Origin of the sequence: Burkholderia sp. SRS-25, from assembly GCF_004343765.1 — a bacterium.
GTDB classification, from domain to species: Bacteria; Pseudomonadota; Gammaproteobacteria; order Burkholderiales; family Burkholderiaceae; genus Burkholderia; species Burkholderia contaminans.
Map to the genome: position 1 here is coordinate 106,837 of NZ_PTXM01000005.1, position 17,825 is coordinate 124,661.

General features: G+C 68.2%; 20 protein-coding genes and 1 pseudogene. 12 read left to right on the plus strand and 9 right to left on the minus strand.

Annotation, left to right across the window (positions count from 1 at the left end; genetic code table 11):
- Positions 1–49: 49 nt before the first annotated feature.
- On the plus strand, positions 50–832 hold the full coding sequence (locus C5O79_RS07090) for a glutamine amidotransferase (protein ID WP_046545764.1): 783 nt from the start codon (positions 50–52) through the stop codon (positions 830–832).
- Here C5O79_RS07090 and C5O79_RS07095 read toward each other — a convergent pair.
- The 5 genes from C5O79_RS07095 to C5O79_RS07115 all read right to left on the minus strand — a co-directional run bounded on the left by C5O79_RS07095 (position 755) and on the right by C5O79_RS07115 (position 6,490).
- Entirely contained in the window at positions 755–1,489 is a 735-nt protein-coding gene (locus C5O79_RS07095; RefSeq protein WP_081421105.1) for an autoinducer binding domain-containing protein, read from the minus strand. The two genes, C5O79_RS07090 and C5O79_RS07095, sit on opposite strands and share 78 nt — an antisense overlap.
- An 86-nt stretch (positions 1,490–1,575) precedes the next feature.
- Complete coding sequence (locus C5O79_RS07100) at positions 1,576–2,007, minus strand: hypothetical protein (RefSeq protein ID WP_226235668.1); 432 nt, start codon at positions 2,005–2,007, stop codon at positions 1,576–1,578.
- A 59-nt stretch (positions 2,008–2,066) separates the two neighbouring features.
- Entirely contained in the window at positions 2,067–3,605 is a 1,539-nt protein-coding gene (locus C5O79_RS07105; RefSeq protein ID WP_039364060.1) for a DHA2 family efflux MFS transporter permease subunit, read from the minus strand.
- Positions 3,602–4,981, minus strand: a complete 1,380-nt coding sequence (locus C5O79_RS07110; protein ID WP_122473954.1) for an HlyD family efflux transporter periplasmic adaptor subunit — start codon at positions 4,979–4,981, stop codon at positions 3,602–3,604. The genes C5O79_RS07105 and C5O79_RS07110 overlap by 4 nt, the downstream gene beginning before the upstream one ends.
- 9 nt (positions 4,982–4,990) lie before the next feature.
- Positions 4,991–6,490, minus strand: a complete 1,500-nt coding sequence (locus C5O79_RS07115; protein ID WP_131931299.1) for an efflux transporter outer membrane subunit — start codon at positions 6,488–6,490, stop codon at positions 4,991–4,993.
- Between the two features lie 103 nt (positions 6,491–6,593).
- Here C5O79_RS07115 and C5O79_RS07120 point away from each other — a divergent pair, with 103 nt between their 5' ends.
- A complete protein-coding gene (locus C5O79_RS07120; protein WP_039364066.1) occupies positions 6,594–7,430 on the plus strand; it encodes a helix-turn-helix transcriptional regulator in 837 nt (278 codons plus the stop codon).
- 125 nt (positions 7,431–7,555) lie between these two features.
- Positions 7,556–8,923, plus strand: a complete 1,368-nt coding sequence (locus C5O79_RS07125; RefSeq protein ID WP_122473952.1) for a glutamate--cysteine ligase — start codon at positions 7,556–7,558, stop codon at positions 8,921–8,923.
- A gap of 19 nt (positions 8,924–8,942) precedes the next feature.
- Here the strand turns inward: C5O79_RS07125 and C5O79_RS07130 are convergent, their stop codons facing one another.
- A complete protein-coding gene (locus C5O79_RS07130; RefSeq protein ID WP_122473951.1) occupies positions 8,943–10,055 on the minus strand; it encodes a 3-deoxy-7-phosphoheptulonate synthase in 1,113 nt (370 codons plus the stop codon).
- A 382-nt stretch (positions 10,056–10,437) separates the two neighbouring features.
- Here C5O79_RS07130 and C5O79_RS07135 point away from each other — a divergent pair, with 382 nt between their 5' ends.
- The 3 genes from C5O79_RS07135 to C5O79_RS07145 are packed head-to-tail and all read left to right on the plus strand — an operon-like array spanning position 10,438 to position 12,084.
- A complete protein-coding gene (locus tag C5O79_RS07135) occupies positions 10,438–10,848 on the plus strand; it encodes an acyl-CoA thioesterase (RefSeq protein ID WP_039354887.1) in 411 nt (136 codons plus the stop codon).
- Positions 10,849–10,876: 28 nt separating this feature from the next.
- Complete coding sequence (locus C5O79_RS07140; RefSeq protein WP_122473950.1) at positions 10,877–11,524, plus strand: hypothetical protein; 648 nt, start codon at positions 10,877–10,879, stop codon at positions 11,522–11,524.
- Positions 11,521–12,084, plus strand: coding sequence for a shikimate kinase (locus tag C5O79_RS07145; protein ID WP_236862285.1), 564 nt, complete (start codon positions 11,521–11,523; stop codon positions 12,082–12,084). The genes C5O79_RS07140 and C5O79_RS07145 overlap by 4 nt, the downstream gene beginning before the upstream one ends.
- A 139-nt stretch (positions 12,085–12,223) precedes the next feature.
- Here the strand turns inward: C5O79_RS07145 and C5O79_RS07150 are convergent, their stop codons facing one another.
- A complete protein-coding gene (locus C5O79_RS07150) occupies positions 12,224–12,502 on the minus strand; it encodes a hypothetical protein (protein WP_131931302.1) in 279 nt (92 codons plus the stop codon).
- Between the two features lie 183 nt (positions 12,503–12,685).
- Here C5O79_RS07150 and C5O79_RS07155 point away from each other — a divergent pair, with 183 nt between their 5' ends.
- Positions 12,686–13,393, plus strand: a complete 708-nt coding sequence (locus tag C5O79_RS07155; RefSeq protein ID WP_047850859.1) for an SDR family NAD(P)-dependent oxidoreductase — start codon at positions 12,686–12,688, stop codon at positions 13,391–13,393.
- Between the two features lie 30 nt (positions 13,394–13,423).
- Here the strand turns inward: C5O79_RS07155 and C5O79_RS07160 are convergent, their stop codons facing one another.
- Entirely contained in the window at positions 13,424–14,389 is a 966-nt protein-coding gene (locus tag C5O79_RS07160) for a LysR family transcriptional regulator (protein ID WP_046545757.1), read from the minus strand.
- 213 nt (positions 14,390–14,602) lie between these two features.
- Between C5O79_RS07160 and C5O79_RS07165 the strand changes: the two genes are divergently transcribed.
- From C5O79_RS07165 to C5O79_RS07185, 5 genes are all read left to right on the plus strand, one after another.
- Positions 14,603–15,067, plus strand: coding sequence for a RidA family protein (locus tag C5O79_RS07165; protein WP_046545756.1), 465 nt, complete (start codon positions 14,603–14,605; stop codon positions 15,065–15,067).
- Between the two features lie 264 nt (positions 15,068–15,331).
- Positions 15,332–15,751 (plus strand): organic hydroperoxide resistance protein, encoded by a 420-nt coding sequence (locus C5O79_RS07170; protein WP_011352035.1) that lies wholly within the window; start codon positions 15,332–15,334, stop codon positions 15,749–15,751.
- 66 nt (positions 15,752–15,817) lie between these two features.
- Entirely contained in the window at positions 15,818–16,144 is a 327-nt protein-coding gene (locus C5O79_RS07175) for a DUF4148 domain-containing protein (protein ID WP_081421134.1), read from the plus strand.
- 61 nt (positions 16,145–16,205) lie between these two features.
- Positions 16,206–16,535: a DUF4148 domain-containing protein gene (locus C5O79_RS07180; RefSeq protein WP_046545754.1), complete on the plus strand. Its 330-nt coding sequence runs from the start codon at positions 16,206–16,208 to the stop codon at positions 16,533–16,535.
- Between the two features lie 76 nt (positions 16,536–16,611).
- Positions 16,612–16,941, plus strand: coding sequence for a DUF4148 domain-containing protein (locus C5O79_RS07185; RefSeq protein WP_122473949.1), 330 nt, complete (start codon positions 16,612–16,614; stop codon positions 16,939–16,941).
- Positions 16,942–17,201: 260 nt separating this feature from the next.
- On the opposite strand, the pseudogene C5O79_RS07190 reads toward C5O79_RS07185, so the two are convergent.
- Positions 17,202–17,822, minus strand: a pseudogene (locus C5O79_RS07190) (methyltransferase domain-containing protein); the annotation flags it as partial.
- Positions 17,823–17,825: the final 3 nt, after the last annotated feature.

Sequence of the window (17,825 nt, forward strand, 5' to 3'; positions counted from 1 at the left end):
GCGTAACGACTCTCACGGTCTCACGAACTCACGACCCTCCCGACACGACATGACGCACACTGCCCTTCGTCCGATCCTGATCGTTCTGCATCGCGAACAGTCGAGCCCTGGCCGGATCGGCCGGCTGCTGGCCGCTCGCGGCCATCCGCTCGACGTTCGCCGCCCGCCCCTCGGCGATCCGCTGCCGGCGACGCTGGCCGACCATGCGGGGGCCGTGGTGTTCGGCGGCCCGATGAGCGCCAACGACGGCGATCGCTGGATTCAGGACGAAATCGACTGGATCGGCGTGCCGCTGCGTGAGGCTGCGCCCTTTCTCGGCGTATGCCTCGGTGCGCAGATGATGATTCGTCACCTGGGCGGCCGCGTCACCGCGCATCGCGACGGGCGTGCGGAAATCGGCTATTGGCCGATCGCCGCGACGCCCGTCGGCCGGCGGCTCGGGTCGTGGCCGTCGCACGTCTACCAGTGGCATCGCGAGGGCTTCGAGCGCGTTGCCGGGCTCGAGATCCTCGCGACCGGCGAGCACTTCGAGAACCAGGCCGTCCGCTACGGGCCGCGCGCGTATGGCGTCCAGTTCCATCCGGAAGTGAGCTATCCGATGATGCGGCGCTGGAGCACGGCCGCCGCGCACAAGCTGTCGGCGCCCGGTGCGCAGGATCTTGCGACGCAGGCGTTCGAAGGCCGGCGGCACGATCGCGCGACGGCCGCATGGCTCAGCGCGTTTCTCGACCGCTGGCTCGACGATGCGCCGGCATCAGGTCGGCACGGTCACGTCGGAGATGCTGATCAAGCCCCACTCGACCGCGCGCAGCACGGCCTCATGCCGACGTGACACGTTGAACTTGCGGCGGATGTTCATGAAGTGGAAATTGATGCACGACTCGGTCACGTTCAGGATGTGGCCGATCTCCCACGACGTCTTGCCGGCCGCGTGCCAGCGCAGGCATTCGACTTCCCGGCGGCTGAGGCGCGGCACGCTGTCCGGCGGCGCATGGCAGCGCGTGCCGGCGATCGCTTCGCACGCGACGTCGCGCAGCAGCGTCAGCGCCGCGAGATGGCGGTCGCAGTGCTCGCGCGTCGCGGCGAGTTCGTCCGTGCTCGCACACAACAGCATGCCGACCTCCCCCTTCGCGCCGCGCACCGGCAGCACGACGCCGCTGCGCATGCCGTACGCGGCGGCCGCTTCGTAACACGGGCGCTGCTCCGGCAGCGCGAACAGTGCGTCGTCCCAGACGAGCGGCAGTGCCGAACGGAAGCAGTGCCGCAGCATCGGGTCGACGCGGTCGAACTGGCGCTGCCGGTACAGCGCCGTCCAGCCGGGCACGCCGCTGCTCCATTTGCGCGCGAGATCGAACGACGCGCCGGCAAACGGCAACACGATCAGCACGACCTTGTCGAACCCCATTCCGGCGGCCGCGTCGGTCATTCTCTGCCATGACGCGTCCGTGTCGCCGGGTACCAACCATTTCAGACAATCCAGTCCATACATACAAGCCACCCCGTTCGTTTAGTTTGAATCTGCATTCAGGCGGACTTGCGCAACCGGTTCGAGGCGTTGCGCGCGAACGGGCCGCGCTAGACCGCCTCGGCCAGACGTTGCCGGCCTGCCTGCTTCGCGTCGTCGAGCGAAGCCGTCACGTCGAACGGAATGCCGAACGCCTTTTCGATGCCGGATGCGTTCGCGAGGGCCGCTTCACGTTCGGCCGGGTCCGGTTCGATCGTGATGAGCGCACGGCAGACCGCGGCGAGCGCAGCGCGGTTCTGCTTGAGCCACATGCCGCGTTCCTTGCGGTCGTCGTGCGCTTCGTCCGGGCGGGCCGGCGGAAAGATCATGACAAACGGCTCGCCGTGCCGCATCAGCACGTGCATGTCGTCGAGCCAGCGCTGCGCGTAGCCGGTGGATGCGATCGCGTCGTTGCGCACGACGACGAACGGAAATTCCGTCACGTCGAACACGGCGAGCGTCGCCAGGTCGGGCGGCATGGCGCCGGCGTGGTGAGTAGGCATCGGGACAACCTCCATCGAATTGAACAGCATGGGTCGGAACGGGCCGCGCAGCGCCCGCTTCATCGTTTTGCGGCCGCGCCGGGGCCGAACGGCGGACGGGCGAGCCAGACCACCGCGATCACGGCGAGATACACGCAGCCGAGCGCGAACGAAACGTCGTTGAACGAGATCTGGTACGCCTGCGCATCGACCAGGTTGCTCAGCAGCGTGGCCGCGCGTTGCGGATCGCCGCCGCCGAGCCGGGCGACCTCGGCGCGCACCGCCGGATCGAACGCGCTCACGTGCTCGCTGAGCTGTGCGTGGTGCAGAATGGCGCGCCGGTCCCACAGGAACGACGTGATCGACACCGCGAAGCTCGCGCCGAGCGTGCGCAGGAACGTCGACAGGCCGGAGCCGGCGGCGATCTCGTCCGGCTTCAGGTCGGACAGCAGGATGCTGTTGATCGGCATGATGAACAGCGCGAGGCCGAGGCCCTGCAGCAGCTGGATCAGCGCGATGTGCGTGAAGTCGATGTCGGGCACGAAGCCCGCACGCAGGAACGACGACGTGCCGAGGATCGCGAACGCGCAGCACACGAGCACGCGCATGTTGAAGCGCGGTGCGTACTTGCCCATGAACGGCGTCATCAGCACCGGGATCACGCCCATCGGCGCGACGGCGAGCCCGGCCCAGAAAGCCGTGTAGCCGAGCGTGCGCTGCAGCCACTGCGGCACGATCACGTTGACCGCGAAGAACGCCGAATAGGCGAGCACGAGCGTCAGCGTGCCGGCCGCGAAGTTTCGATGCGCGAAGAGCCGCAGGTTCACGATCGGGTTCGGCTCGTTGAGCTCCCAGATCACGAACAGCGCGATGCCGAACGCGGCGACCACCGACATCACGACGATGAACGTCGAGTTGAACCAGTCGGCTTCATTGCCCTTGTCGAGCACGATCTGCAGTGCGCCGACGCCGACGATCAGCGCGGCGAGGCCGACATAGTCGACACGCGCGGCGACCGTCGTCTCGACGCGCGCACGCATCTGCGCGAACACGCACATCGCGGCGAACACGCCGATCGGCAGGTTGATCAGGAATGCCCAGCGCCACGAGTAATGCTCGGTGACCCAGCCGCCGAACACAGGCCCCGCGATCGGCGCGACGACGGTGACCATCGCGATCATCGACAACGCGAAGCCGCGCCGCTGCGGCGGGTAGATCGACAGCATCAGTGCCTGCGTGGTCGGGATCATCGGCCCGGCCACCAGGCCCTGCAGCGCGCGGAAAGCAATGAGCTGCGGCAGGTTCTGCGCGAAGCCGCACAGGAGCGACGCGAACGTGAACGCGAGCGTCGCCCACACGAACAGCCGCACCTGCCCGACGCGCTTGACGAGAAACCCGGTCAGCGGCAGCGCGATCGCGTTGCTGACCGAGAACGTCGTGACGACCCATGCGCTCTGCGTCGTGCTCACGCCGAAGTTGCCGGCGATCGTCGGCAACGACACGTTCGCGACGGTGCCGTCGAGCACCTGCATGAAGACCGCGAGCGCGAGGCCGAAGGTCGTCAGCCCGACGCTCGACGGACGAAAGCCGCTGTCGGCGGCCGCCATCGGGCCGCTCATCGCACCGCCTCCGCGCGCACCGCCGCCGGCAGGTTCGCATGGATGACCGCGGCGATCAGGGTGTCGGCACGCGCGAGCTCGTCACGGTACACGTCGGTGCGGAACAGCGGCGCGCGCTGCTCGCGATGCGACAGCATCGCCCCGCTGCGGTCGTGCTGGTCGACGCGTGCGTGCATCGACAGGCCGATGCGCAGCGGATGCGCGTCGAGCTGCGCCGGGTCGGTCAGTTCGATGCGGACCGGCAGCCGCTGCACGATCTTGATCCAGTTGCCTGTTGCGTTCTGCGCGGGCAGCAGCGAGAACGCGCTGCCGGTGCCGACGCCGAGGCTCTGCACGCGGCCGGCATAGCGCACCGCGTCGCCGTACAGGTCGGCGGTCAGCTCGACCGGCTGCCCGATGCGCATGTGCTCGAGCTGCTTCTCGGTGAAGTTCGCGTCGACCCACAGCTCGCGCAGCGGCACGACCGCGAGCAGCGGTACGCCTGGCGACACGCGCTGCCCGACCTGCACCGTCCGCTTCGCGACATAGCCGGTCACCGGCGCGACGATGGCGGTGCGGGCATGCGCGAGGTAGGCGGCCCGCAGCCGTTCGGCCGCGGCCTGCACGTCCGGGTGCGACGCGACCGCGGTGTCGTCGATCAGCGCCTTGCTCGTCTGGTGCTGCTCGCTCAGCGTCGCGAGCGCGCTCTGGGCGGCTGCGTAAGCACTTTGTGCGGACGTCAGCGTGTCGCGGGCATGCGCGAGTTCCTCGCGTGAAATCGCGCCGGAGCGGCCGAGATCCTCGCGGCGGCTGTAATCGGCCTTCGCCTTGTCGAGCGCGATGCGGCGCGTGTCGAGTTCGGCCCGTGCGCCGTCGATGCTGTTCGCGAGCCCGCGCTCGTTGCTGTACAGACCGCGCACCTTGCGCACCGTTGCCGCGAGATCGGCCTGCGCGGTCGCGAGCGCGATCTGCGCGTCGCTCGGGTCGAGTCGGACGAGCGGTGTGCCGGCGCGCACGAGGTTGCCGTCGTCCGCGTCGATCGACACGACGGTGCCCGTCACCTGCGGTGTCAGCTCGACGACGTTGCCTTGCGCGTACGCGTTGTCGGTGGATTCGTACCAGCGCCCGACGATCACGTACCAGATGCCCCAGCCGATGATGCCGAGTGCGAACACGGCGATGAGCGCGCGCACCAGATGCTTGCGCCGTGCAGGCGGTGCGGGCGGCGTTGCGGGTGCACCGCCGCCCGGTGCCGGTTGCGTGCGGGCATCAGGACCACCTGGCCCGCCCGGCGGGCGCGGCGCGGTGGTGTGGTCGGCCGCCGGCTGCTGGCGGGCGCTGGCGGTTTCGGCGGCAGCCGGTCGCGCGGGAGTCTGCAGGGAGTTGTCGCTGCTCATGGTTCGATGTCAAGGGCGTTGGGAAGGAGTGGCGGCAAGCGCGGCGTCGTCCGGCTCGGCGCGGAAGCCGCCGCCGAGCGCGGCGACGAGCTGCAGCGACTGGTCCGCGCGCTGTGCGCGCAGCGCGGCGACCTCGCGGCTTGCGACCAGCAGTTGCTGGCGCACGACGAGCGCATCGAGGTAGCTGCCGACGCCGGCCCGGTAGCGCGCGTCCGCGAGCCGCCACGCATCGGTGGCGGAGTCGAACGCACGCTGCTGCGCATCGGTCTGCACGGCGAGCGAATGCAGTCGGTGCAGATCGTCGGCCACTTCGCCGATCGCACCGATCAGCGTCTTGTTGTAGCCGGCGACCGCGAGGTCGTATTGCGCGTCGCGCCTGCGCAGCACGCCGCGCCGTTCGCCGCCGTCGAAGATCGGCAGGCTCACGGCCGGGCTGGCGTTGTAGGTGCGCGACGCGGCCTGGAACAGCGAGGCGCCGCCACGCGTCGCGAGCCCGATCAGCGCGGTGAGGCTGACGTTGGGCAGGAAATCCGCACGGGCGGCCGCGACGTTGCGGCTCGCGGCCTCGACCCGCCAGCGCGCGGCGACGAGGTCGGCGCGCCGGCCGAGCAGCGCGGCCGGCAGGTCGGCCGGTACCGCGAGCGCGGCGGCCGGCAACGGCGCGGGCCGCACCAGCGCGAGGCCGCGATCGGGGCCCGCGCCGAGCAGGATCGCGAGCGCGATGCGCGCGCTGTCGATCGCCTGCGCGGTGCGGGCCTGCTCGCGCGTCGCGGCCGCGCCTTCGCTTTCCGCCTGGCGCTGCTGCGCGACGTTGTCGATGCCTTTCGTGACGCGCTGGCGCGTGAGCGTGAGCGTTTCGTCGGCCCGCTCGTATTCGGCCCGCGCGACGTCCTGCTGATCGAATGCGTACGCGAGATTCACGTAGGCGCGCGCAACGTTGACCGACAGCAGCACGCGTGCGGCCTGCGCATCGACTTGCGCGGCGCGCGCTTCGCCGAGTGCGGCTTCCCACGCGGCCCGGCGGCCGCCCCACAGATCGAGATCCCAGCTCAGGCCGAGATTGATCTCGCGCGTGTGGCTGAAGAAGCCGCCGCCCTCGCCCGACGAAAACTGGGTGCCGGACAGCCGCTCGGCCTTCGCGCTCGCACGGCCGACGAGGTGCGGCAACCGCGCGGCCTGCGCCTCGATCACCAGCGCCTGCGCTTCGCGTGCGCGCGCATCGGCGGTCGCGAGATCGGGGTTGCCGGCGAGCGCCTCGTCGATCAACGCACTCAGTTGCGCATCGTTCAGCGCGCGCCACCAGTCGGCGGCCGGCCAGTCGGCGGCCGGCACCTGCGTGAGGCTGTGCGATGCGGCAAGCGTATCGGTGCCGCGCAGCGTGCCGGCCGGCGCGAGCCCGTCGCGGCTCGCGCACGCGCCGAGCATGACGAGCGCCGCGGCGACGGCGATTCGCGACATCGCGCGCAGTGCGCCGGCATCGCGTGTCCAGGGAGCAAGTGCTGCATGCATCGCATTCCTCTGCTTCGTATCGGTTTGAACACGACACGCATTGTTGGACGCCCCCGGACAAAGCTGATAATGTTGTTTAGACAAAAAATAATGAATTCCGGCCATGCCCATCCGAGACACTTCTCCCCCGCGTACCGTGCAGCGCGCCGACTCCGATCCGAGCGAGCGTGAGGACGGCCCGTCGCTGATCGCCGTCTGGGGCGAGGACGACGGCAGCAACACCTATCGGCTCGGCACGCGCGAGGTCGACTGGCACAGCCATCTGCGCGGCCAGGTGTTCTGTGTGGAAAGCGGTTTCGCGCACGTGCGCACGCCGCATGGTTCGTGGCTGCTGCCGCCGCATCGCGCGGGCTGGATTCCGCCGGGCGAGCAGCACAAGGTCAGCATCAGCGGCGCGTTGAGCGGCTGGAGCGTCGTGATCGCACCGGCCGCGAGCCGGCGAATGCCGGATCAGCCGTGCGTGATCGCGATCACCGAGCTGATGCGCGCGCTCGTGCGGCGCGCGGTATCGTGGGCCGACCAGGATCGGCTCGACATCGAGCAGGCGCGCATCAGCATCGTGCTGCTCGACGAGATGCGCCGCGCGCCGCACGAGCCGCTGCACCTGCCGATGCCGCGCGACAGGCGGCTGCTGCGCATCGCGAACGCGATCCTCGGGCAGCCGCACGACAGCCGCACTCTGGAAGCGTGGGCCGAATGGGCCGGGCTGTCCGCCCGCACGCTGAGCCGGTTGTTCGTCGCGGAAACCGGCACGAGCTTCGCGCAGTGGCGCCAGCAGGCGCGCCTGACGCACGCGCTCGAACGTCTCGCGAGCGGCGACAGCGTCGCCAACATCGCCGACGCGCTGGGCTATGCGACGCCGAGCAACTTCATCGCGATGTTCCGCCGCGCGTTCGGCGATTCGCCCGCGCATTACTTCGCGAAGCGCCGGCAGCCGTAGCCGTAGCGCAGTGCGGTGTTGCCCCGCCCCTATCACCCCTGCCAGTACAGCACCCGCACCGACGTCGCTATAGTCGTCTTTCGACCGACCGGTCGGTCGCTCAATGTGACTTGTGGAGGGTGTCGATGTCGAATGCCGTTGGGTCGGACCACACGCCGATCGTCTCCGAGCAACAGCTCGCCGATCATCTGGCCGCCGGCTGCAAGCCGGCCGCGCAATTCCGGATCGGAACCGAGCACGAGAAGTTCGTCGTCGCGCGTGCGACGCACGCCGCCGCGCCTTACGACGGGCCATCGGGGATCGCCGCGGTGCTCGCACGGCTGCAACGCGACGGGACGCCGATCGTCGATGCCGGACGGATCGTCGGCGTGATCCAGCGCGACGGCGCCGCGATCTCGCTCGAGCCGGCCGGCCAGCTCGAACTGTCGGGCGCGCCGCTCGATACGCTGCACGACACGCATGTCGAACTCCATGCGCACCTTGCCGCAGCTCGCGACGCGTGCGGGCCGCTCGGCCTGCGTTGCGCGCCGCTGGGTTTTCACCCTCACCTGGCGCGCGCGGCGCTGCCGTGGATGCCGAAGCAGCGTTACGGGATCATGCAGCGCTATATGCCGCGCGTCGGCACGCGCGGGCTCGACATGATGCAGCGCACCTGCACCGTGCAGGTCAATCTCGACTTCGCGTCGGAAAGCGACATGGCGCGCAAGATGCGCGTGTCGCTCGCGTTGCAGCCGGTTGCCACCGCGCTGTTCGCGAATTCGCCGTTCGCGGAGGGCCGGCCGACCGGCCTGCTGTCGACGCGCGCACACACGTGGCTCGACACCGACGAGGATCGCTGCGGGGCGCCGGCGCTGTTCCTGTCGCGCAGCTTCGGTTTCGAGCGCTATGTGAGCTGGCTGCTCGACAACGTGCCGATGTATTTCGTGCGGCGCGGCGACCGCTACACGGACGCGACCGGCTGGACGTTCCGCGATTTCATGCGACGCCGCATTCCGCACCTCGAGGGCGACACGCCGACGCTCGGCGATTTCGCCGATCATCTGACGACGGTTTTCACCGAAGTGCGGCTGAAGCGCTATCTCGAGATGCGCGGCGCCGATGCGGGCTCGCCCGCGATGATGGTCGCGCTGTCCGCGTTCTGGACCGGCCTGCTGTACGATCCGTCCGCGCTGTCGGAGGCCGAGACGCTGGCCGCCGCGATCGACCGCGGCGCGTTGCTGACCCTGCGTCGCGACGTGCCGCGCTTCGGGCTGGGCGCCTCGGTCGACAGCCGCCCGTTGCGCGCATTCGCGGCCGACGCGTTGGCGATCGCGCATCGCGGCCTGCGTGCGCGGGCACGCAGGGACGCGGCCGGCCGCGACGAATCCGTGTATCTCGCGCCGCTCGACGAGATCGTCGCCGGTGCGCCGACCCAGGCCGAGCATTGGCTCGCCCGCTATCGCGACGCGTGGGCCGGCGACGCGACACGGATCTACGACGAAGCCGAGATCTGACTGCGTCGTGCCGGGCCGCTCACGCGCAGCACGCGAGCAGCGGCTCGCGCGCGAACTCGAGGTCCGGCGCCGGCGCATGCCCGCGCCGGCGCGCCCGCACTGCGTAGGCGAGCATCTCGAGGAGTTGCGTGGTATCGGCGAACGACAGGCACGCATCGGTGATGCTCTGCCCGTAGCGCAACGGCATGCCGGGCACGAGATCCTGACGCCCTTCGATCAGGTTCGACTCGATCAGCACGCCGACGATGCGCGTGTCGCCGGCCGCGACCTGCGCGGCGACGGCCGTGCCGACGCCCAGTTGATTGCGGAACTGGCGGCGGCTGTTGCCGTGGCTGACGTCGATCATCACGCGCGGCGCGCATTGCGCGGCCACCATGCGCTCGCACACGGCATTCACGGCCGCCGCGTCGAAATTCGGTTCGCGCCCGCCGCGCAGCACGACATGCGTATGCGGATTGCCGGGCGACGCCGTCGCACATAGCCGCCCGCCCGCATCGACCGACAGGAAGCGATGCGCTCGCGCGGCTGCGCACATCGCATCGACGGCCACCTGGACGTTCCCGTCGGTGCCGTTCTTGAAGCCGATCGGAATCGGCAGCGACGACGCCAGCTCGCGATGCACCTGCGATTCCACGGTGCGCGCGCCGATGGCCCCCCACGCGACCAGGTCGGCCAGATAGCGCGGCGACAGCGGATCGAGAAACTCGGTTGCCGCCGGCATTTCCGCCCCGTTGATGTCGCACAGCAGCGCGCGGGCCGTATGCAGCCCCGCGTCGATCCGCTCGCTGCCGTCCAGCAGCGGATCGTTGATGAGCCCTTTCCAGCCGACCGTCGTGCGCGGCTTCTCGAAGTACACGCGCATCACGATTTCCAGCTCGTCCGCGAATCGCGCGCGTTGCAGCGCGAGCCGCGCCGCATAGTCGCGCGCGGCGGCCGGGTCGTGCACCGAGCACGGGCCGGCGATGACCACGAGACGGTCGTCCGTGCCGTTCAACACGTCGACGATCGCGTGGCGAGCCTGATGAACCGTGCGCGACGCGCGCAACGCAGGCTGCAGCGCGCCGGCCAGATCCGCGGGAGACGGCAAGCGCAGCACGGCGTCGCGGTGCGTCGTCCAGGTATTCGCATGCATGGGGACTGCCCTCCTGTCGATAATTCGGTGGATTTTTTACTACAGCGCGACTGTATTGAATGGCTCTTTCCGAGCGCAACTAACATATTTACCAGTTTCCAATTCATAACCTTATGAATGACAGAAATAAACAGGAATTCCAGAAATCGAAGGCATCGCCTTTGCCGGTTTTGAGATGTTTGGCGGGGCGGAAATTCGATTTCCAGCGGGGAACCCGGGAGTACTTGCTCTGGTCGGGGATGCGGAGTGTGTGGTGCTTCCCGGCGGATCGCTATTCGTTCTGATAGTGGCGTCCCGATAGGCGTTCGATTAATTTTCAAATTCCTGACGGGCCAATCAGGAACAAATATATAAATCAACCCAGTCATTGCGGAGAACCACCATGTCGAAGCGTCATTACGAAACGCCCATTCACGTCAAGTATCGCGATACGGATTCGATGGGGCATGTGAGCAGTCCCGTCTATTACGATTATCTGCAGCATTCGTACCTCAGCTACATGTTCGATCTCCTCGGACTGCCGCGGAGCGAGAAGCTGCCGCACATCATGGTGAAGACGCAATGCGAGTACCTCGCACCGGCGCAATTCGGCGACAACCTGACGATCCGGTCGAGCATCGTGCGTTTCGGCAGCAAGAGCTTCGATCTCGAACACCTGATGGAGCGCGACGACCAGACCATCGTCGCGCGCGGCATGTCGACGCACGTGATGTTCGATTACGCGAACAACACGACGCAGGCCGTGCCCGACGAGTTCAAGGCACGCGTGCTCGAATTCCAGGGTTCGCTGTGATGCGCGCGCGCCATGTCGGGAGCGGTACGTGAGCGCCGGGGTGGCGCGCGCCCGGCGCCGGATCGGCGCGATCGTCGAGCGTCGCGACGATCGCGCGATCGTCATCGTCCGGCAAGCCGCGCAGGCATTGCTCGAGCCGGCCGCGCTCGAGCGGCACCGTGCGCTCGTCGAACGTCACGAGGACGAACTCGAGGTGCTGCTGCAGCCATGCGGAGGCGCGCACGACGGGGTGCGGCCGCTGCTCGGGCGGTTGCGGGATGCCGGCGTGACCGTCGCGCTCGACGCTGCGACGCTCGCTCACGACGCGTCGCTGCTCGAGTTCGCGAGCTGGGTCACGCAGTGCGCGACGCCCGGCGACACGGCGGCGCCCGGCGATGACGCAACCGTGCCGGGCGGCGGGCTGTTCTGCGGCCTGGTCGTGCGATGGCGCGACCTGCGCAACGGATGGCGGCGGCCCGAACGCGACGAGGCGCCCGCGCGCACGCCGCACATCATCGCGGCGGATGCGGCCGAGCACATCGCGGCCGGCGATCCGGGCGGACAGGTGCTCGGCGCGCTGCTCGACGCCGACGACGCAACCACCGGCGCGGCGCTCGACACGCTGTCGGACGCGGTGCGCGCGCGGCGGATCTGTGCGGCGACGCGGGCCGGCTGGCCGCTCGCGCGGCGCCTGTGAGCACCGTCGTCGCGGCGGCCGGCGCGCGCGCCCTGCCCGCCCGCGCAATCCTGGTCGGCATGATGGGCGCCGGCAAATCGACGCTCGGCCGCGCGCTCGCGGCGTCGCTCGGCTGGACGTTTGTCGACAGCGACGACGAGATCGAGCGGCGCACCGGACGTTCGGTCGCCGCACTGTTCGATCAGGTCGGTGAAGGCGGCTTTCGTCTGCTCGAAACGCAGATCGTCGACGAACTGACGCAGCGCCCGAACGCCGTCGTGGCGACCGGCGGGGGCGCGGTGCTGAATCCGCGCAGCCGCGCGCGCCTGAACGAGCGCGGTTGCGTGATCTACCTGCATGCGGACCCGGACGCGCTGTGGCGCCGCACGCGCGACGACCCGCGCCGGCCGCTGCTGCAGGTGGCCGACCCGCGGCAAACGCTTGCCGCGTTGTACCGCTTGCGCGACCCGCTGTATCGCGAATGCGCGCATGCGCTCGTCGATACGACGTCGCAGAATGTCGCCCGCGCGACGGCCGATGTGCTGATGGTGCTGCTGGCGCGGATCAACGCACCGGATTGACGGCGTGCACGACGAATGTTCGCTTCCCTGCCCTCGGTTCGGCGGCGAGAAGCACGAAGGCGGCCCGGACGTCGGGCATCAGACGCGTTTTCGAATCGACGAGTTTGGATTATTCATAGTGCTATTGTGATAAGAAAAGTTATCCGAATAGGCGTGATGATTTATCCAAGTGCGTGTTTTGTGGCAGATGAATCGGCTCGTCAAGCCGCAGGAAAATCGTTTCTTTCGGTGAGGTCGCGCCACGCTTGAGCGTATCGAGGGCGACGTCGAGCGCCGATCGGGCGAGCAGCAGGCACAGCGGCGGCGCATCGCAGTTCAGCCGCGAATGTCGCGGGCATGTGAGCCGGCCTCCCGGTGAAGAGGCCGAATGCGTGCAGTCGGGCAACACAGTGCCGATGCCCGGCGTCGGGCCGTCCACTCCACGCGCCCACGAGCCTGACTCGCAACCCGCCACCCCTCCCCGCATTTGTTCCCCCGACGCAAGACTGTTGCTCCACGGTGGGTATTCGAGATCGCAGCCGGCGCGCCTACAGTTCGCCCATCGGATTCACGGATCCGGTCGGCACCGAAGCCGAGAACCCTTCACCCATCGAGGCAAATCATGAGCGCATCCAAAGTCATCATCGTCACCGGCGCATCGCAAGGCATCGGCGCGGCAACGGTCGACGCATTCCGGGCCCGCGGCCATCGCGTCGTCGCAACGTCACGTTCGATCGGGCCGTCGAACGATCCCGACCTCGTCACCGTCGCGGGCGACATCGGCGACGCGGCCGTCGCACGGCGCGTGGTCGACGCCGCCATCGAACGCTTCGGCCGCGTCGACACGCTCGTCAACAACGCGGGCATCTTCATCGCGAAGCCGTTCACGCAGTACACCGCGGACGATTATGCGCAGATCACGAACGTCAACCTGAGCGGCTTCTTCCACGTCACGCAGCATGCGATCGCCGCGATGCAGAAGCACGGCAGCGGCCACGTGGTCAGCATCACGACGAGCCTGGTCGATCACGCGAACAGCAACGTGCCGTCGGTGCTCGCGTCGCTGACGAAAGGCGGATTGAATGCGGCGACGAAGTCGCTCGCGATCGAGTATGCGAAGGCCGGCATTCGCGTGAATGCGGTGTCGCCCGGGATCATCAAGTCGCCGATGCACGCGCCCGAAACGCACGCGACGCTCGCGTCGCTGCATCCGGTCGGCCGCATGGGCGAAATGAGCGACATCGTCGACGCGATCCTGTACCTGGATTCGGCGCCGTTCGTCACGGGCGAGATCCTGCATGTCGACGGCGGCCAGAGCGCCGGGCATTGACGCGCGGTGTCGAAACCGCGAGCCGGCGGCCTAGCGCGATGCGCCGGCTCGTTTGGCGCGTGTCCCGGCCGGCTGGCTGGCCGGCGCACGCGCCAGATGCTCGACGAGAAAGTCGACGAACACGCGCACGCGCGACGACAAAAAGCGCGCATGCGGATACAGCAGCATGAACGGCCGCGACCGGCCGCCGAGGCCGGGCAGCACTTCCACGAGCGTGCCGGCCCGCAGATCCTGCTCGACGATGAAGCGATACGTCTGGAACAGGCCCGCACCGCTGCGCGCGAGCGTCACACCGGCAAGATAGTCGCCCGACGTGCCATAGCTTCCGGTCGTTGCGACGTCGATCCCGTCCGATCCATCGTTGAACAGCCACGGGATCGTTCGCCCGCTGCTCGGCAGCTCGAACTGGATGCATTCGTGTGCATGCAGGTCGTCGACGGCGGTCGGCATGCCCGCGCGCTTCAGGTAGCCGGGCGTCGCGACGATCACGAGTTCGGCATCCTCCAGCTTGCGTGCGATCAGGTTCGAATCGGCCGGCGCGCTGCCGCGGATCGCGAGATCGTAGCCTTCCTCCGCGAAGTCGATGTTGCGGTTGCTCAGGTGGGTGTCGACGCGCACGTCCGGATACCGCTCGCGAAACGCCGGCAGCAGCGGCAGCACGCGATAGTGCCCGTACGGTGTCGGCATGCTGATCCGCAGCACGCCGGCGGGCGTCGCCTGCTGGCCGGTCGCCTCGCGCTCCGCGTCGACGAGTTGCGACAGCGCGTCGCGACACTGCTCGAAATAGCGGCGGCCGGAATCGGTCAGGCGGATCTGGCGGGTCGTGCGCACGAACAGCCGCACGCCGAGACGCGCCTCGAGCCGCGCGACCGAACGGCTGACCGCGGCCGGCGTGACGCTCGCCGCGTTGGCCGCCAGCGTAAAGCTGCCGAGTTCGGCGGCGAGGCAGAACAGCTCGATGCTGCCCAGCAGCAGATCGTCGAATTGTCGTTGCATGAGGCGATTCCTGCCGTCTGCGGCGCGTGGCGCGCGATGACGCCGAGTGTGCATGAATCTCGCGGCGGAAACCAGCGGGCGTATCGGGCGCGATTCGTTACACCGCGTCGTGAGTCAATTGCGCTGCCGACATTTACCGGCTTCGGCCGCATGACTACAGTGACTCACAGGCAGCACCGATCGCCCGAACCCTTTTCCCTCAAGGAGCACGACATGACCGTCGAACAGAAACTGGCCGACCTCGGCCTCGCGTTACCCGAGCCGCCGAACCCGCTCGGCAGCTATACGGCCGTCAGCGAAGCCGGCAACCTGCTGTTCGTCTCCGGACAACTGCCGCTGGTCGACGGCAAGATTGCCTGTACCGGGCGCGTCGGCGAGCAGTTGAGCGTCGACGAAGGCAAGCATGCCGCCCGGCTCGCGGCGCTGAACGTGCTTGCACAGATCCGCCGACACCTGCGCGGGTTCGAGCGCCTGCGCAAGATCGTGCGCGTCGAGGGGCACGTGAGTTCGGCCGACGGCTTTTTCGGGCAGCCGGCCGTGATCGACGGCGCGTCGGACCTATTCGCCGCCGTGCTGGGCGAAAAGTCGGGCCACGCGCGCTCGGCGTTCTCCCAACGCCAGTTGCCGGCCGACGCGGCCGTGATCCTCGTCGTGATCGCCGAGATCGACCCGGCCTGACCGATCGGCCGCCCTGCGGGGTGGCCAGCCGTTTCCGCGGCGTTTTCACCTGCCCTGCCCGGATTCGTTGACTCGCGAATATCAGGGATCGATCGCTGGAAATCCTTGTCCGGCAAAGCGGTACACGTTCCAGATACATTGAAATACAAAATATCGCATGCGATTTAATCGAATACGCTTGACGGAGAGGGTCGTCTCGACGAAACTCCATCGCATGCGATCGAATCGCATCTGAAACAAACCACCCAACCGACGGAGCAAATGATGAGCAAGATCGAAAAAGTGCTGTACACGGGCAAGACGCATACGACTTCGGGCGGCCGCGACGGCGCGGCGCGCAGTTCCGACGGCCGCCTCGACATCCAGTTGTCGTCGCCGGGCAGCGCCGGTACCGGCACCAACCCGGAACAACTGTTCGCGGCCGGCTGGTCGGCCTGCTTCATCGGTGCGATGCAGCTTGCGGCGCGTGCCGCGAAGGTAACGCTGCCGGCCGATCTCGCGGTCGACGCCGAAGTGGATCTCGGCACCGCCGGCAATGCGTACTTCCTGCAGGCCCGGCTGAACGTGAGCGTGCCGGGGCTCGATCGCGACGTCGCGCAGCGCATCGTCGATGCGGCACACCAGACCTGCCCGTATTCGAAGGCGACGCGCGGCAACATCGACGTCGACATCCGTATCGCTTGAACGATGCATCAGGCGGCCTGGCGCCGCCTTGCCGAATGCCCGATTTCTTTCTTATTGAGGTGAATGATGAATACCCGACTGATCGCCGCCTTTCTCGTCGCTGTTTCGGCCACGGTTGCCGCACCGGCGTTCTCCAGCGAATCCACCGTGACGCGTGCGCAGGTGCGTGCCGAGCTCGCGCAGTTGCAACAGGCCGGCTACCCGCTGAATCGCGCGACCGACGCCACCTATCCGAATGATCTCCAGGCTGCACTCACGCAGATCCATGCAACCGATGCGGTCGCCGGCAACGATCAGGCGTCCGGCTACGGCAGCGACGGTGAGGCGGCAAAGCAATCGGGCCGCCGGCACGCGGTCAGCGTGGCCGACCGCTCGGTGTATTTCGGTCATTGAGCGCAGCGCATCGTCGATACGTGAACGCTGAAGCCCTTCTCTTTCTCTTCTGTCGAGGTAAATGATGAAAACCCGATTGATCGCCGCCCTTCTCGTGGCCGTTTCCGCATCCGCTGCCGCACCGGCGTTCGCCGACGCAGCTACCGTATCCCGCGCGCAGGTGCGTGCCGAGCTCGTCCAGCTCGAACAGGCCGGCTATCGGCCGGGCCGCGCGAACGATCCGCACTACCCGGACGATCTGCAGACCGCACTGACGCGCATTCACGCGAACGACACCGCAGTGGCCGAAGCCGCGACGTCCGGTTACGGCAGCGACGCCGCCGCCGCGACGCAGTCGGGCAGCCGGCCTGCGACGCGAATCGCCGAACGCTCGATCTACTTCGGTCATTGAACGAAACCGCGAACGGCGCCGGTGGCCGGCGCATGGTGCGCAACGACTGAATCCCCCCATTTTCTTGTCGAGGTGAATGATGAAGACCCAACTGATCGCTGCCGTTCTCGTTGCCGTGTCGGCAGCCGTTGCCGCACCGGCGTTTGCCGGTGACAGCACCGTGACGCGCTCGCAAGTGCGTGCGGAACTGGCCGCGCTGCAGAAGGCCGGCTACCTGCCGAACCGGCCCAACGACCCGAACTATCCGGACAATCTCCAGGCTGCGCTGCGCCGGACCCACGACACCGATGCAATCGCGGCCGAGTCGCAGGCATCCGGTTACGGCAGCGACGCCGGCAGTGCGACGCAGTCGGGCCGCCGCAGCGTGGTTCGCACGGCCGAGCGCTCGATCTACTTCGGCCATTGAGCATGGCGCGTCGGAATCGTCGCGCCGATCCGGGCAGTTCGGTACGGGGTGTGAGAAACGGGAGCGCGCGAGTACGGCGCGCTCCACGCCGGTCGTCGGTGACAAACAGCGTTGCAGGTCGGCACGCACCACGTGCTCGTGTCGGCCCGGGATTCGACGGTGCGCCGTGCCGATGCGGCTGTCGGCGCTCGCGGCTCGTGATCGTCGAAACAGAAACATCAGCCGTGGCAGGCCGAACAGCAACCCGTACCCGAGCGCGTTCACGACGGCGCACTTCCCTCTGTCGATGGCCGCATGCCGCTCGAATCGAGTGATGGCATGGCATCGAAGCCCCGCAAAATAGCGGCTTCCACGACCGCATCGCGCAACGGCCGCGCAACGGGCCGCTGATGGCCGGCCGCATCGATCCGGCGTTCGAAGCGATACACGATGGCGGGCGGGAAGTTCATCCACGCGACACCCACCCGGACGGCGCGAATGCGCAGGGGCTCCAGGTCGCGCGCCGGGATCGGCCAGCGCGGCACATACGTGAACTGGTAGAACGCACCATCGGCAGCGAGGTGGCGCGCAAACGCGCAGCGAACGATCGCGACGGCCCGTTCGGCCGGCATCGCGACGAGCGGCAACCCGCTCACGATCGCATCCGCACGCGCCCCGCCGAAGAAGTCGCCCGTCATGCCGAGTTGCGCCGCATCCATCTGCATGACCCGCAGCGCGGGAAACTGATGCCGCAGCGTGTTCGCGAAAGCGGGATCGACTTCCACCGGCACCAGCCGGTCGCTCGTGACGCCGCGTGCGAGCAGTGCCCGCGTGAACACGCCGGTGCCCGCACCGAGCTCGATCACGGTGGCGCCGTCGCGCGGGATATCGGCGGTGATCAGCGC